Source organism: Burkholderia sp. BCC1977, assembly GCF_905339595.1.
Taxonomy (GTDB): domain Bacteria; phylum Pseudomonadota; class Gammaproteobacteria; order Burkholderiales; family Burkholderiaceae; genus Burkholderia.
The window spans coordinates 119,484-133,497 of the sequence record NZ_CAJPGQ010000015.1 but is presented as its reverse complement, the minus strand read 5'-3'; the positions used below and the strand labels follow the sequence as shown (position 1 = coordinate 133,497).

13 protein-coding genes are annotated in these 14,014 nt (G+C 69.7%); 2 read left to right on the top strand and 11 right to left on the bottom strand.

What is annotated here, in order from left to right; translation table 11 throughout:
- Window positions 1-36 precede the first annotated feature (36 nt).
- The 3 genes from mnmA to U5771_RS15280 form a co-directional block, all read right to left on the bottom strand.
- Window positions 37-1,206 carry a tRNA 2-thiouridine(34) synthase MnmA gene (mnmA, locus tag U5771_RS15290; protein ID WP_322024751.1) on the bottom strand — a complete coding sequence of 390 codons (1,170 nt, stop codon included), beginning with the start codon at window positions 1,204-1,206 and terminating at the stop codon, window positions 37-39.
- Window positions 1,203-1,712, bottom strand: coding sequence for an NUDIX hydrolase (locus U5771_RS15285; RefSeq protein WP_322024750.1), 510 nt, complete (start codon window positions 1,710-1,712; stop codon window positions 1,203-1,205). Before U5771_RS15285 ends, mnmA begins: the two co-directional genes overlap by 4 nt.
- Window positions 1,713-1,904: 192 nt before the next feature.
- Entirely contained in the window at window positions 1,905-2,825 is a 921-nt protein-coding gene (locus U5771_RS15280; RefSeq protein ID WP_322024749.1) for a LysR family transcriptional regulator, read from the bottom strand.
- 80 nt (window positions 2,826-2,905) lie between these two features.
- On the opposite strand from U5771_RS15280, the gene U5771_RS15275 reads away from it, so the two are divergent.
- The gene (locus U5771_RS15275) at window positions 2,906-3,829 is read left to right on the top strand and encodes a carbon-nitrogen hydrolase family protein (RefSeq protein ID WP_322024748.1); all 924 of its coding nucleotides are present in this window, start codon (window positions 2,906-2,908) and stop codon (window positions 3,827-3,829) included.
- A gap of 136 nt (window positions 3,830-3,965) precedes the next feature.
- Here U5771_RS15275 and U5771_RS15270 read toward each other — a convergent pair whose 3' ends face one another.
- The 8 genes from U5771_RS15270 to U5771_RS15235 all read right to left on the bottom strand — a co-directional run bounded on the left by U5771_RS15270 (window position 3,966) and on the right by U5771_RS15235 (window position 13,195).
- A complete protein-coding gene (locus U5771_RS15270) occupies window positions 3,966-4,652 on the bottom strand; it encodes a YafY family protein (protein ID WP_322024747.1) in 687 nt (228 codons plus the stop codon).
- Between the two features lie 73 nt (window positions 4,653-4,725).
- Window positions 4,726-5,136, bottom strand: coding sequence for a VOC family protein (locus tag U5771_RS15265; RefSeq protein WP_321849246.1), 411 nt, complete (start codon window positions 5,134-5,136; stop codon window positions 4,726-4,728).
- Between the two features lie 281 nt (window positions 5,137-5,417).
- Complete coding sequence (locus tag U5771_RS15260) at window positions 5,418-6,716, bottom strand: class I SAM-dependent RNA methyltransferase (RefSeq protein ID WP_322024746.1); 1,299 nt, start codon at window positions 6,714-6,716, stop codon at window positions 5,418-5,420.
- 166 nt (window positions 6,717-6,882) lie between these two features.
- Window positions 6,883-9,021: a site-specific recombinase gene (locus U5771_RS15255; RefSeq protein WP_322024745.1), complete on the bottom strand. Its 2,139-nt coding sequence runs from the start codon at window positions 9,019-9,021 to the stop codon at window positions 6,883-6,885.
- Between the two features lie 539 nt (window positions 9,022-9,560).
- Window positions 9,561-10,295 carry a PqiC family protein gene (locus U5771_RS15250; RefSeq protein ID WP_322024744.1) on the bottom strand — a complete coding sequence of 245 codons (735 nt, stop codon included), beginning with the start codon at window positions 10,293-10,295 and terminating at the stop codon, window positions 9,561-9,563.
- Window positions 10,292-11,911 carry an intermembrane transport protein PqiB gene (locus tag U5771_RS15245; RefSeq protein ID WP_322024743.1) on the bottom strand — a complete coding sequence of 540 codons (1,620 nt, stop codon included), beginning with the start codon at window positions 11,909-11,911 and terminating at the stop codon, window positions 10,292-10,294. The genes U5771_RS15250 and U5771_RS15245 overlap by 4 nt, the downstream gene beginning before the upstream one ends.
- Complete coding sequence (locus U5771_RS15240) at window positions 11,904-12,533, bottom strand: paraquat-inducible protein A (protein WP_322024742.1); 630 nt, start codon at window positions 12,531-12,533, stop codon at window positions 11,904-11,906. Before U5771_RS15240 ends, U5771_RS15245 begins: the two co-directional genes overlap by 8 nt.
- Complete coding sequence (locus U5771_RS15235) at window positions 12,530-13,195, bottom strand: paraquat-inducible protein A (protein WP_322024741.1); 666 nt, start codon at window positions 13,193-13,195, stop codon at window positions 12,530-12,532. Before U5771_RS15235 ends, U5771_RS15240 begins: the two co-directional genes overlap by 4 nt.
- 258 nt (window positions 13,196-13,453) lie before the next feature.
- On the opposite strand from U5771_RS15235, the gene U5771_RS15230 reads away from it, so the two are divergent.
- Window positions 13,454-14,014 (top strand): cytochrome b, encoded by a 561-nt coding sequence (locus tag U5771_RS15230; RefSeq protein WP_322024740.1) that lies wholly within the window; start codon window positions 13,454-13,456, stop codon window positions 14,012-14,014.

The following is a 14,014-nucleotide window of genomic DNA, read 5'->3' as shown; positions in this document are numbered from 1 at the left end:
GGGCGCGGCGTGCCGCAAGTCTAAACCGAATGGATGTCAGCGTGCTTCGGCGAGCGCGCCCGCATGGGCTGCCGCCGGTGCCGGCGCCGTCTGGCCGGGCTGGCCGGTGGCCGCGAACTCGATGATGCCGCCGCCGAGGCAGATCTCGCCGTCGTACAGCACGGCCGACTGGCCGGGCGTGACGGCCCATTGCGCGTCGTCGAACGCGAGCGAGAAGCGTCCTTCGTCGGCCCGACCGAGCGCGGCCCGACCGAACGAGCACGCGGCATCGGCCTGCCGGTAGCGCGTCTTCGCGCCGCACGAGAAGCCGTCGGCTGGCGGCTCGCCCGCGACCCAGCTCACGTTGCCGGCGACGAGCTCGCGCGACAGCAGCCACGGATGGTCGTGGCCCTGCACGACGTACAGTGTGTTCGACGCGATGTCCTTCGCGGCGACGAACCACGGTTCGCCGCTGCCGTCCTTGCTGCCGCCGAGGCCGATGCCCTTGCGCTGGCCGAACGTGTAGAACGCGAGGCCGATGTGCTCGCCGACCACCTTGCCGTCCGGCGTCTTCATCGGGCCGGGTTTCGTCGGAAGATAGCGGTTCAGGAAGTCGCGGAACGGCCGCTCGCCGATGAAGCAGATGCCGGTCGAATCCTTCTTCTTCGCGTTCGGCAGGCCGATCTGCGCGGCGATCTCGCGCACCTTCGTCTTCGGCATCTCGCCGAGCGGGAACATCGTCTTCGACAGTTGCGCCTGGTTCAGCCGGTGCAGGAAGTACGACTGGTCTTTCGTATGATCGAATGCCTTGAGCAGTTCGAAGCGCCCGTCGCGCTCGCGCACGCGTGCATAGTGGCCGGTCGCGATCATTTCCGCGTCGAGCGACATCGCGTGGTCGAGGAACGCCTTGAACTTGATCTCGGCGTTGCACAGCACGTCCGGGTTCGGCGTGCGGCCGGCCGAATATTCGCGCAGGAATTCGGCGAATACGCGGTCCTTGTATTCGGCCGCGAAGTTCACGGCTTCCACGTCGATGCCGATCAGGTCGGCCACCGACACCACGTCGATCCAGTCCTGGCGCGTCGAGCAGTATTCGCCGTCGTCGTCGTCTTCCCAGTTCTTCATGAACAGGCCGACCACGTCGTACCCCTGTTCCTTCAACAGCCAGGCGGTCACCGACGAATCGACGCCGCCCGACATGCCCACTACTACACGGCGCTTGCTCATTTGTTTACCGCCTGACGGTCGAATGCGTCCGGACGCGGCGCGACCGAATGCGTGTGCACGAAATCGAGCGGAATGCGCCGCCCGGCGAGATAGTCGTCGACGCAGCGCATCACCGCGGGCGAGCGGTGACGCTCGCTGCATGCGCGCAGTTCGTCGGCGCTCATCCACAGCGCGCGGACGATGCCGTCGTCGAGCGTGTGGCCCGGCAGCGGCTCGCCGGCCGTGCCGCAGAACGTGAAGCGCAGGTAGGTCGCGCCGGCGCTGCCGGGGCGGTCGTAGTGCGCGAGATAGACGCCGACCAGTGCGTTGGGGACGAACGGATGCGCGGTTTCCTCGAGCGTCTCGCGGATCACGGCGTCGGCGAGCGTCTCGCCGGCTTCGAGATGGCCGGCCGGCTGGTTGATGCGCAGGCCCGTCGAGGTTTCTTCCTCGATCACGAGAAAGCGACCGGCGCGCTCGACGAGCGCCGCGACGGTCACATGCGGGGTCCAGATTTCGGGTTTCATGGTTCGGCATTTTACCGGTTGCGCCCGGACGCTGCCGGCCGTCTAGCTGGACGAATCCGACCCCGGCCGTTCCTGTGGCGGCGGCGGGGTTTCCCGATCGACGCGGCGCGCATCGACGGCGCTGCCTGCCCCGACCGGCGGCAGGCCGGCGTGGAAGGTCTGGCCGTCACCGATTGAATCGCGCCCCGTTTTTCACGGCGCGACGATCGTCGCGACGCAGGCGGCGATCGTGTCGCGCACGCGCACGATCGCCGGGTCGCGCTGCGTGCTCGTGCGCCAGCCGATCTCCACCGGGTAGCGCGGCAGCTCGACCGGGCATGCGAGCGCGCGCAGCGACGTCGACTGCGCGATCGCGCGGGCCGCGTGCGCCGGAATCGTCGCCACCGCGTCGGAGCCGGCGAGCAGGTACGGCAGCGCCGCGAAATGCGTGGTCGACGCCGCGACGCGACGCTTGTGGCCCAGCGCGGCCAGCGCCTCGTCGACGATCCCGATCACGCCGCCCGACGACACGAGCAGGTGATCGCGCTGCAGGAAATCGGCGAGCGCGAGCGTGCGGCGCGAGCGCGCGCGGCCGGCCGGATCGATCAGGCACGCGTAGCCGCCCGTCGCGACCGCGCGCCGGCTGAGCCCGTTCGCCGAGAACCCGCCCGACGCGATCGCGAGATCGACACCGTGCCGCAGCAGCGCGTCGCCCGCGATGCCGCTGTGCGTCTGCCGGAAGATCAGCCGGATGCCCGCGGCTTCCCGTGCGACCGCGTCGATCAGTGCGCGGCCGAGCGCGATCTCGAAGTCGTCCGACAGCCCGATCGAGATCGTGCGGCCGACCCGCTCGCCGCCGTCGGCCGCGATCGCGAGGCTTTCGCGGCAGCGGTCGAGCGCGTCGGACAGGATCGGCTTCAGTTCGTCCGCGCGCGGCGTCGGCGCGAGCCCGCGGCCGGTGCGCACGAACAGCGGATCGGCGTAGATCACGCGCAGCCGCGCGAGCGCCGCGCTCACGGCCGACTGCGTAAGGCCGAGCCGCAGCGCGGCGCGGCTCGCGCCGCCTTCCTCGTGCAGCGCCTCGAACACCTTCAGCAGGTTCAGGTCGAGGTCGGCGATATCATCCACATTCATGTCAGTTATCGTTGTATCGATTTGATCGATGAAATGATATCGATAAAGATGGCGTTACCCCACTCACCGGAGACGCCTTCATGTCCACCTCAGTCATCGCCGCGCTGCAGATCGGCGCATCGCCCGCCGGCACGCGCGCCACGCTCGATATGATCCTCGGCTACGAAGCCGCGATCCGCGACAGCGGCGCGTCGCTCGTCGTGCTGCCCGAGGCCGTGCTCGGCGGCTATCCGAAAGGCGAGATCTTCGGCACGCGGCTCGGCTACCGGCTGCCCGAGGGGCGCGACGCGTATGCGCGCTACGCCGCGCAGGCGATCGACGTGCCGGGGCCCGAAACCGACGAATTGGCCGCGCTGTCGCAGCGCACGGGCGCGAGCCTGGTGGTGGGCGTGATCGAGCGCGGCGGCAGCACGCTGTATTGCACGGCGCTGTTCTTCGATCCGCGCGACGGGCTCGTCGCGAAGCACCGCAAGCTGATGCCGACCGGCACCGAGCGGCTGATCTGGGGGCAGGGCGACGGCTCGACGCTGCCGGTGGTCGACACGGCCGCGGGCCGCGCGGGTGCCGCGATCTGCTGGGAGAACCACATGCCGCTGCTGCGCTGCGCGATGTATGCGAAAGGCGTGCAGATCTGGTGCGCGCCGACCGTCGACGAGCGCGACCTGTGGCAAAGCTCGATGCGGCACATCGCGCACGAGGGGCGCTGCTTCGTCGTGAGCGCCTGCCAGGTGCAGCCGTCGCCGCGCGCGCTCGGCATCGACGTGCCGGGTTGGGATCCGGAGCGGCCGCTGATCCGCGGCGGCAGCGTGATCGTCGGGCCGCTCGGCGACCTGCTGACGGAGCCGCTGATCGGCGAGGCCGGGCTCGTGACCGCGCGCATCGATACCGACGAACTCGTGCGGGCGCGTTACGACTTCGACGTGGTCGGGCACTATGCGCGCGCCGACGTGTTTTCGCTGCACGTCGACGAGCGGCCGAAGCGGTCGGTGGTGTTCGGCGAGTGACGGGGGTGGCCGGGGTGCGGACGCCCCAGCGTGCGAATGGCGGCGGGATGGCGGGTTGGCGGGTTGGCGGGGCGGCAGGGCATTCGGGCATTCGGGCCGCCGGGCCGCGGCATGCGCCGGGCCGCCACCGCGCGCGTCAGCGCATCGGCGCTTCCGCGATCCGCATGTAGTCGGCGATCCGCCGGCCTTCCATGTCCGGAAACTGCTCGTGCACGGTGATGTCGCCCATGCGCGCGATGTCGAAGGTGCGGAAGTCGTCGCGCAGCTCGCACCACGCGCCGATCGTCCAGCGTCCGCCCCAGTAGACGAGCCCGAGCGGCCACACGCGGCGCTTCGTGTGCGCGCCGAGCCGGTCGCGGTAGTCGAAGCTGACGATGTGATGCGTGTCGACCGCCTGGTGGATCGCGTCGACCTTCGCGCAGAAGGTCTCGTCGATGTGGAACGACGGCGCGAACACCGGCAGGCGATCGAGCGCCGTGCGCTTGTCGGCCGGCATCGCCGACGCGATCTTCGCGAGCGCCGAACGCGCGCCGCCCGCGAAGCGCGCGCCGCCCCAAGTCTCGAGCATCCGCGCGCCGGCCGCGAGCGCCGAGAGCTCCTCGGCCGTGAAGGTGAGCGGCGGCAGGCTCGCGTTGCGGTTCAGCCGGTAGCCGATGCCGGCTTCGCCCTCGATCGGCACCCCCGACAGCTGCAGGTCGCGCACGTCGCGATAGACCGTGCGCGGCGACACCGACAGCCAGTCGGCGAGCTGCTGCGCGGTCGTGAGACGCCGCCCGCGCAGCAGCTCGGCGATCTGGAACAGGCGGTCGGCACGGCGCGTCATGGCTGCACCTCGACTCCAACGGCGACGGGGACTTCGCGATGATAGCGCCGCCCCGGCCGAAGCGTGGACGCGTTCAGTGGCATTTCGGTGCGTGCAGGCCGACGCGGTTGCCTTCGGTGTCGATCAGGTAGCCGATGTAGCCGTAGTTGTTCGGCAGCTCGACGACCGAGCCCTGCACGACGCCGCCCGCGCGCTTCGCGCGTTCGAGCGCCGCGACGACCGACTCGCCGGCGTTCAGGTACACGAGCACGCCGTTCGCGCTCGGCTTCATCTGCTGCGGATCGAACACGATGCTGCCGCCCGTGCTCGACGCTTCGTGATCGAACACCGCCATCGGCACGCCGCCGATGACTTCGCGCTGCAGCGTCGTTTGCAGCACGGTTTCGTAGAAACGGATCGCCCGGTCGAAATCGAGGGACGGGATGTCGAACCACGCGATCGCGCGTTCCAGGGTTGCGGTTTCAGTTGCAGTTGCGGACGTCATGACGCGCTCCTTGTTGTTCGGGTTCTGGATGGAAACCAGCCTTGCATTGCGCCGGGATTGCAGTGTGATCGGGGGCTGCTGACAGCGTGCTGTCAGTAGTCGTGGCGGTGCTGACAAAAGGCGGCTTCGGTGACGTCCGGCCGCGCGGCGGCGCATGGGAGGGTGGGGGGCGGGCGGCAGGCGCGGCACCGCATGCAGCGGTGCCGCACAACGAAAAACGCCCGGCTCGGGCCGGGCGTCGTCGGGGTGTCGGCAGGCGGCCGCGGCGGCCGCCGCGCGCGTCAGGCGTCGCCTTCCGGCGCGGCCGGGCGTGCCTTCACGCTGCCGGCGATCAGGTCGAAACGGAACAGCCGGCATTCGAGCGCGCCGTTGAACAGCGGCGTCTTCGCCGATTCGCGCAGCCGCAGCTGGCCCGGCAGCGACCGGTCCGACGTCAGCAGGAACGCCTGCCAGCCCGTGAAGCGCTGCTTGAGCGCATCGCCGAGCGCGTTGAAGAACTCGCTGTCCGGCGCGTCGGTGTGCGTGCGGCGGAATGCGTCGTCGTTGCCGCGGTTGCGGCCCGTCTCGCGCACCTCGCCGCGCGCACTGCGGCCGCGCACCTCGATCCGCTCGCCGTAAGGCGGGTTCGCGAGGATGATGCCCGGGCCGTCGCACGGCGGCGTCATCCCGCGCGCGTCGACCTGCTTGAGCCACACCGACGGCACGCCCGCGCGCTCGAGGTTCGCGCGCGCCTTCTCGAGCATGTCGCCCGAGATGTCGCTGCCGTACACGCCGAGCGAATCGCGCTTGCCGCGCGCCGCGCGCTTCGCGTCGAGCGCCGGGACCTTCAGGCCCTGCCATGCGGTGATGTCGTACTGCTTGAGCTTTTCGAAGCCGAACCGGCGCTCGACGCCCGGTGCGACGCCGAGCGCGATCTGCGCGGCTTCCGCGAGGAACGTGCCGCTGCCGCACATCGGGTCGTACAGCGCCGTGCCGGGCGTCCAGCCCGTCAGGCGCAGGATGCCGGCCGCGAGGTTCTCGCGCAGCGGCGCCGCGCCCTTGTCGAGGCGCCAGCCGCGCTTGAACAGCGGCTCGCCCGACGTATCGAGGTACAGCGTGCACTCGGTGGCCGTCAGGAACGCGAACACGCGCACGTCGGGCGCGCCGGTGTCGATGCTCGGGCGCGCGCCGGTCTTGTCGCGCATCCGGTCGCAGATCGCGTCCTTCACGCGCAGCGTCGCGAACTCGAGGCTCTTCAGCGGCGACTTGATCGCGGTGATGTCGACGCGCAGGGTCTGCGTCGACGCGAACCAGCGTTCCCACGGCTGCTCGAGCGCGAGCGCGTAGACGTCCTGTTCGTTGCGGTACGGGCGGTGCGCGATCTTCAGCAGGATCCGGCTGGCGATCCGCGAATGGAGGTTCGCGGCCATGCCGGCGGCCCAGCCGCCGCGGAAATGAACGCCGCCCGGCACCTGCGCGCCCGCGGTGAACGGCGCGCCGTCCAGATGGCGGCCGGCGATTTCGGCCAGCTCGGCGGCAAGCGCCGCTTCGAGGCCGCGCGGGCAGGGAGCGAAGAATTCGTACAGGGTGGGCGAGGACATAAGGCGGGTGAGGACGTGCAAAAGTCCACTATTGTACGCGGCGCGGGCGCCCGGGGCCGGCGTTGCATCCGATTCGGTGCGCCGGCGCCGGTGCGGCGGCCGCGACGGCCTGCCTGTGGGGCCATGCGGAAGGCGCCCGCCCCGGCGGCGCGCCGCCGTCGAACGGTCAGTGCGAGCCCGGCTGGCCGGCGCGCGCGGCCGGGGTGTTGGCCGGCCAGAACAGCGCGGACGGCTTCGACAGCACCGTGCGGACGATCGCGCCGACCAGCGCGCGCACCTTGGTGCGGCGCAGGCTGCGCGAGCGTACGGCCATCGTGAACGCGAGCGCGAAGCTCACGAGCACGTTGAGGATCGCCATGCTCAGCACGCCGGCGCAGGCCCACCACAGCTCGGGCGTGCCCAGCGCGTTCTTGCCGAGCACGCCGAGCGCGATCCCGATCGAGCCGGCCGACAGCGTCACGTGCCGCACCTCGAACGGGAACAGGAACACGGTGACGATCGCCGGGATCAGGCCGAGCATCAGGCCGAGGCCGACGTTGGCGACCACGCCCGCGACGTTCGAGCGGCAGAAGTGCGCGAGCTTCGCGGCGCCGGATGCGCCGAGCGTGAGCCGCAGCCGGCGGTTGTACGCGAGCGCGTCGCCGACCCGGTGCAGCACGAACCAGTTGTCGGCCCAGCCCGCGAGCAGGCTCGACGCCCACAGCAGCACGCCCGTGAGCGCCGCATAGAACGGCGTCGGGCCCAGCAGTGAGAACGAATGCAGCGTCGCGTGCGCCTTTTCCGGCGAGATCAGGTTCGCGTGCAGCAGGTTGCCCGCGAACAGCTGCACGAGCAGGCACACGGGCAGCACGACGAGCACGTTGCCGGAGATCGCCGCGGCCTGCGTGCGGATCAGCGCGATCACCGACGCGACGAACGTCTTCACGCCTTCCTCGTGACCGGTGTCGTCGAGCTCGCGTGCGAGCGTCGGCGCGGTCATCGCGGGCTGCTTGGTCGCGAGCGTGAAGTGCAGGAAGTGCATCAGCATGAAGCTCGCCGCGTAGTTGACGCCCGCGAGCAGCCCTTCGAGCATCGACTGCAGGTGCGCGCCCGTGATCGCGAACTTCACGCACACGGTCACGACGGTGACGAGGCCGCCGCCCGCGGCCATCCGCAGCATCTTCAGGTACTCGGCGCGGCCGCGCGAGATGTAGTGCTCGCCGGTGTCCGCGTTGGTTTCGACGAGCTTGCGCGCGAACAGCGAGAAGTTGCTGCGCACGAGGTGCGACACGCTCTGGCTGTTCTGGTTCGCGTCGACCAGCTCGGCCGTCAGGCGCGCCATCCCGCGCAGGTCGTCGCGTGCCATCCACGCATTGAGCAGCATTTCCGCGCGCAGGATGCGCATGCGCATCCGTTCGACCTGGAACACGATGTCGACCGATACGCCGTTGCGGTACAGGTGCGCGAACACGTCGTCGACCGCGATCCGGCATTCGTCGAGCAGCACGCGCAGGTAGTTCACCTCGTGCAGCAGCTTGCTCGGGTCGCCGCCGTCCTCCACGGCCGCGTGCGCGGTCTCGACCGCGAGCATCGCGCGCGTGAGGCGGTAGAACGGCTGCGTTTCGAGCGGCTGGCGTTCCAGCGGCTTGCGCGCGTCGTCGTCGGACAGGCGGCTGCGCACCGTCTGCGACAGGCCGGTCGAGCTGATCTGGCAGGTCAGGTTGTGCAGCGCGGCCAGCAGGTCGCGCGAGAACGAGCCGGGCTCGTGGCGTTCTTCGTCGGTGACGTCGAACGAGATCAGTTCGGCGAGGCGCGCGAGCAGGTCCTCGGGCAGCGCGTCGATCCATTGCGCGTCTTCCGGCGTCGGGAACATCAGCGTGAACAGCGCCGTCAGCTCGCGGCGGTTCGGCGCGGGCGGGATCAGCGACGAGTCGATGCGCTCGAACAGCGCGCCGAAGAAGCCGGAATGCACGGGCATCCCCGCGTCGCACAGCAGCGAGATGCCGTCGCATTCGCGCAGGATCCCGCGCAGGATGCGCGCGGCGTGCGATTTCCAGGCGGGATTGCGGTCGAGCACGTGGAACAGGTAGCGCAGCCGAGCGTGCGCCGGATACGCGCGCGTGTCGGCGTCGTGTTCGGCCGGCGTGTCGTGCGCGGCCTGCATCGCGCCGTTGCGGCGCAGCCAGTGCGCGAGCTCGATCAGCCATTCGCTGCGCTCGGCGTATGGCGCATCCGCGTCGGCATGCGCGAGCAGCGCATCGAGCTGGTGGCCCGCATTGCGCGACGCGCGCCACTTCTTGATCAGGGTCGTCAGGGAACGAAACATAAACGGGATAGCGAAAGCCCTGGACGGGCGGGTTCGGGATGCCGGCCGGGGACACGGCGCGGCGCCGGAGAGAACGGTGAGGCTGGCCGGGTGCGCGGACGATGCACGGCGACCCGCGATGCGGCTGCCCCGATGCGGTGCACGCGGACACGCGTGCGAGCCCCGGGAGACGCGGCGATCGGACCGGACACAACGGGCGGACCGCCGCCGGCTGGCGCGCACGACAGGCGGCGCGAGCCGGAAAGTGCGTAGGATCGTCAATCGGGCGCGAAAACGCAAGCCGACCGTAGGGCGTAGCGCGGGTTCCGGCGGATTTTGACAAACAATGCAAAGCGGCCATCCGGCCGATGGATGCCGTGCAGCGTCGGCCGTCGCGGCGGGGGCGACAGGGCGGCGAGGGCGGCAGGGCGGCGAGGGCGGCGGATCCGCGTGCGCGGTTGAGCGCGCCGGCGGATCGATCCCGACGATGACTATCGGGCGGCGCGTGCCGCATGCAGTCGCAGGCGCGCAGGCATCGGACGCCGGCCCGCGCGCCGTGCTTACGCGCCGGACTTGCCGGTCGCGCCCGCGTCGCCGCCGGGCGCCGGATTGGCCGGGCAGGGCACGACGGGTGCGGCGGCCGCGGCGCCCGTCTTGTTGCCGGAGGCCGTCGACGCGGGCGTCGCACCGCGCCGTGCGGCCATCGCGCGCACGCCGGACGCGGCCTGCGATGCAATCACGCCGAGCGCGCGCCGGTGGCCGGCGACGAGTGCGTCGTAGCCGTCGGCGACCGGTTCCGCGACGCTCGTGCGGCACGTCATCACCGCCTGCGTGCCGAGTGCGCGCACGCTCCACACCGCATCGATTGCCGCACGCTTGGCCGGCCACGACTCGAAGCGCTGCACGTTCACGCTGATCCGATAGACGGGCACGCCGGCCGGATACGCGGAATTCGCGACGTCGATGGTGCCGAGCTGAGCGGCGAGGTCGTCGGACAGCGCGCGGCGAATCTCGTCGGCGGGCGGCGCGGCCCAGCGCTCCTGCTCGAGCACGTCGACCTGCGCGGCGTTCTTCTGCACGACGAGCTGGTTCTTCGCGACCTGTTCGGGCACGCCGACGGACGGCACCTCGATCAGGAACGGCGGGTTGGCGGGCGCGGTGCGCACGGGCGCCGCGGCGTCGGCCGGGCTCAGCGTATAGAACCGCGCGGGCGGCGAGCTGCACGCGGCGAGCGCGAGCGCGGCGAAGACTGCTGCCGCGCCGCTCGCGAGGACGTTCACGCGTGTCGTCGTCATGGTTGATCTCCTGGCTTGCCCTTGAGCAGCGATTCGGGGTGGCGCTCGAGATAGTCGGCGAGCGCGTTCAGCGATTGCAGCGTGCGCGTGAGTTCCTTCAGCGCGCCGCGCACGTCGGACTGCAGCGGCGAATCCTGCTGCAGTGTCGCCTCGGCGGTCGAGAAGGTCTGCTTCGCGGCCGACAGCGTGTCGCGCGCTTCCGGCGCGACCTGCGTGTCGAGCTGCTTGAACAGCTTGTCGGCATTCGACAGCGCGCTGTTCAGGTTCGCGCCGATCTGGTCGAACGGCACCTTGTCGAGCTTCTTCGCGATGTCGGCGACCTGCAGCTGCAGTTCGTCGAGCGTGTTCGGCACGGTCGGCAGCTCGAGCGGCTGGCGCGCGGTGTCGATCTTCGCGGCCGGCGCCTTCGGGAAGAAGTCGAGCGCGACGTACAGCTGGCTCGTCAGCAGGTTGCCGGTGCGCAGCTGGCCGCGCAGCCCGTGCTGGACCAGGCGCTCGACGATCTCGCGGCGGGCCGGTTCGCCCTTGCTCTCGATGGTTTCGCGGAAGCGCGGGCCGAGCCGCTCCGGATACACGTTCATCGTCACCGGCATCAGGAAGTTCTTGGTCTTCGGATCGAAGTCGATGCCGATGTTCGTCACTTCGCCGAGCACGATGCCGCGGAAGTCGACCGGCGCGCCCACCGCGAGCCCGCGCAGCGACTGGTTGAAGTTCATCACGACCTGCAGCGGCTGGCCGTCCGGATCGCGCATCGCGTCGGTCTCGTCGGAACCGAGGCGGAAGGTCGTGTTGTTCGGCGCCGTCGCGCCGCTGCCCTGGTTCGGCGGCGTCTGGAATGCAATGCCGCCGAGGATCACCGTCGCGAGCGACTGCGTGTTCAGCTTCAGGCCGCTCGAATCGAGCCGCAGATCGACGCCGCTCGCCTGCCACCAGCGCGAGTTCATGCCGACGTACTGGTTGTACGGCGCATTGACGAACACGTTGAACGTGACGCCCGTGCCGTCCTTGTCGAGCGAGAAGCCGACCACCTGGCCGACCTGCACGCGGCGGTAGTAGACGGGCGAGCCGATGTCGACCGAGCCGAGCGAATCGCCGCGCAGCACGTACTGCGTGCCCTTCTGGTCGCCGGTCACGGCCGGCGGCGTCTCGAGGCCGGTGAAGTCGGTCTGCGTGTCCTGGCCGTGGCCGGCATCGACGCCGATATACGCGCCCGACAGCAGCGTGCCGAGGCCCGATACGCCGGTCGCGCCGATGCGCGGACGCACGATCCAGAAGCGCGAGCCCTTGATCGCGAAGTCCTCGGCTTCCTTCTTCAGCTGCACCTCGACGAGCACCCGCGACAGGTCCTTCGACAGCTTGATCGTCTTGACCATGCCGATTTCGACGTCCTTGTACTTGACCTGCGTCTTGCCCGGCTCGAGCCCTTCCGCGCTGTGGAAGCTGATCGAGATTTCCGGGCCGCGCTCGCGCACGGACTTGATCACGAGGCCGATGCCGATCAGCGCGGCGATCAGCGGCACGAGCCAGACGAGCGACGGCAGCCAGCCGCTTTTCGTCGAGATCGCCGGATCGGGAGGCCGGGACGCGTCGTGCTGCGGGCCTTGCGGACTATTCATGGTGTTTCCCTGAGGTTTCGACTGGATCCCAGATCAGGCGGGGATCGAACTGCATCGACGCGAGCATCGTCAGGATCACGACCGAGCCGAACGCGAGCGCGCCGGGGCCGGCCGTGATGACGGCGAGCGAACGGAAATGGACGAGCGCGACGGTGAGCGTCACGACGAAGATGTCGAGCATCGACCAGCGGCCGATCCGCTCGACGATCCGGAACAGGCGCGTGCGCTGCAGCGGCCGCCACGCGGCGCGCCGCTGCGCGCTGCTGACGAGGATCGTCAGCACGCCGAGCTTGAGCATCGGCACGAGGATGCTGGCGACGAACACGACGACCGCGAGCGGCCAGTCGCCGGACGTCCAGAAATAGATGACGCCGCTCATGATCGTGTCTTCCTGCGAGCCGACGATCGACGACGTGCGCATGATCGGCAGCAGGTTCGCCGGAATATAGAGGATCGCGGCCGCGATCAGCAGCGCCCACGTCCGCATGATGCTGTTCGGCTTGCGGACGTGAAGCGTGCTGCCGCAGCGCGCGCAATGCGCGTGCGGATGGTCGATCGTCTGCACCAGCCCGCATGCGTGACAGCTGGCGTAGCCCTCGCGGGCGGCGGTCGGCATCGTCATCGGCGGGGGGCTTCCGGCAGCGGCGCGGTGTCGCCGGGCCGCGCGGGCGAGCGCCCGGCGCGCAGTTCGTCGGCCATGTCCCACAGCGTGCGCGGATCGAACATCAGCACGACGGCGGTCATCAGCGTGAGTGCGCCGAACGCGAACAGCGCCGCGTCGGGCACGACGCGCGCGAGGCTCACCATCTTCACGATCGTCACGAGGATCCCGAGCATGAACACCTCGATCATCCCCCACGGCCGCACGAGCTGGATCGTGCGCAGCACGAAGTTGAGGCCCGGCGGCACGACGCCACGCCGGATCGGCAGCAGCACGTAAAGCAGCGCGGCCATCTCGACGAGCGGGAACAGCACGGTCGAACAGAACACCATCACGCCGACGATCGCCATGTCCTGCCGCCACAGCGCATCGATCGCGCCGATCAGCGTCGTCTGCACGCGGGTGCCGTTCAGGTCCATTTCGAGGATCGGGAACGCCTGCGCGATGATGAACGTGACGAGCGCCGCGACCGCAAGCGCGCTGATCCGCTCGATCTGCGTGGTGCTGTCGCGATAGAGCAGCGCATCGCACCGCGGGCAGCGCGCGATTTCGCGGCGCGCGAGGTGCGGTTTATGCAACAGTGCGTCGCATTCGTGGCAGGCAATCAGGTCGTGTCGTTGCATGGGAAAAGCGGTTGTGCGACGGGCGGGGGACGCGTCGGCGGGGCCGGAACCCGCGCCAATCTTACCAAAACGGCTTTTTCGACGTGTCAACGTTCGGTTGCCGGGTGACCGGTCGGTAACATGGCGTAAACATGGCAGCCGGCTGGCGCGCCTGTCCTCAGAGTCCGCGCGTGACAAAAGGTTGCGGTAGCATGGCGCCCTTGACAAGCGTCGGACGAGTTTGCCGGCGCAGCCGTTCGCTCAACTGAGGAATCCAAGATGGTATCGAAATCGCCGCCGGCCGCGCCGGAACGCTATGCGCACACCGCGATCGCGCTGCACTGGCTGATCGCGCTGCTGATCGTCTGCGGCTTCGCACTCGGCTGGGTGATGACCGACATCCCCGGCTTCACGCCGACGAAGCTGAAGTACTTCTCGTGGCACAAGTGGATCGGCGTGACGGTGTTCGCGCTGGCCGTGGTGCGCGTGCTGTGGCGTGCGACGCACGTGCCGCCGCCGCTGCCGGGCGACACGCCGGCGTGGCAGCGTGCGGTGTCGCACGGCGTGCACATGCTGCTGTACGTGCTGATGATCGTGATTCCGGTGACGGGCTACCTGTACAGCTCGGCGTCGAACATCCCGGTCGTCTACCTCGGCATCGTGCCGCTGCCGCGCCTGATCGACCCCGATCCGGTGCTGAAGGAAACCTTCAAGACGCTGCACGTGACTTTGAATTACATTCTGCTTGCACTCGTCGCCATGCACGTGCTCGCGGCGCTCAAGCATCAGTTGTTGGACCGCGACGGCCTGCTGTCGCGGATGCTCCCCTCTGCCAAATGA

Excerpts from the sequence above, each read along its gene's own strand:
- mnmA (WP_322024751.1), bottom strand. The coding sequence starts at position 1,206 with ATGAGCAAGCGCCGTGTAGTAGTGGGCATGTCGGGCGGCGTCGATTCG.
- U5771_RS15285 (WP_322024750.1), bottom strand. The coding sequence starts at position 1,712 with ATGAAACCCGAAATCTGGACCCCGCATGTGACCGTCGCGGCGCTCGTC.
- U5771_RS15280 (WP_322024749.1), bottom strand. The coding sequence starts at position 2,825 with ATGAATGTGGATGATATCGCCGACCTCGACCTGAACCTGCTGAAGGTG.
- U5771_RS15275 (WP_322024748.1), top strand. The coding sequence starts at position 2,906 with ATGTCCACCTCAGTCATCGCCGCGCTGCAGATCGGCGCATCGCCCGCC.
- U5771_RS15270 (WP_322024747.1), bottom strand. The coding sequence starts at position 4,652 with ATGACGCGCCGTGCCGACCGCCTGTTCCAGATCGCCGAGCTGCTGCGC.
- U5771_RS15265 (WP_321849246.1), bottom strand. The coding sequence starts at position 5,136 with ATGACGTCCGCAACTGCAACTGAAACCGCAACCCTGGAACGCGCGATC.
- U5771_RS15260 (WP_322024746.1), bottom strand. The coding sequence starts at position 6,716 with ATGTCCTCGCCCACCCTGTACGAATTCTTCGCTCCCTGCCCGCGCGGC.
- U5771_RS15255 (WP_322024745.1), bottom strand. The coding sequence starts at position 9,021 with ATGTTTCGTTCCCTGACGACCCTGATCAAGAAGTGGCGCGCGTCGCGC.
- U5771_RS15250 (WP_322024744.1), bottom strand. The coding sequence starts at position 10,295 with ATGACGACGACACGCGTGAACGTCCTCGCGAGCGGCGCGGCAGCAGTC.
- U5771_RS15245 (WP_322024743.1), bottom strand. The coding sequence starts at position 11,911 with ATGAATAGTCCGCAAGGCCCGCAGCACGACGCGTCCCGGCCTCCCGAT.
- U5771_RS15240 (WP_322024742.1), bottom strand. The coding sequence starts at position 12,533 with ATGACGATGCCGACCGCCGCCCGCGAGGGCTACGCCAGCTGTCACGCA.
- U5771_RS15235 (WP_322024741.1), bottom strand. The coding sequence starts at position 13,195 with ATGCAACGACACGACCTGATTGCCTGCCACGAATGCGACGCACTGTTG.
- U5771_RS15230 (WP_322024740.1), top strand. The coding sequence starts at position 13,454 with ATGGTATCGAAATCGCCGCCGGCCGCGCCGGAACGCTATGCGCACACC.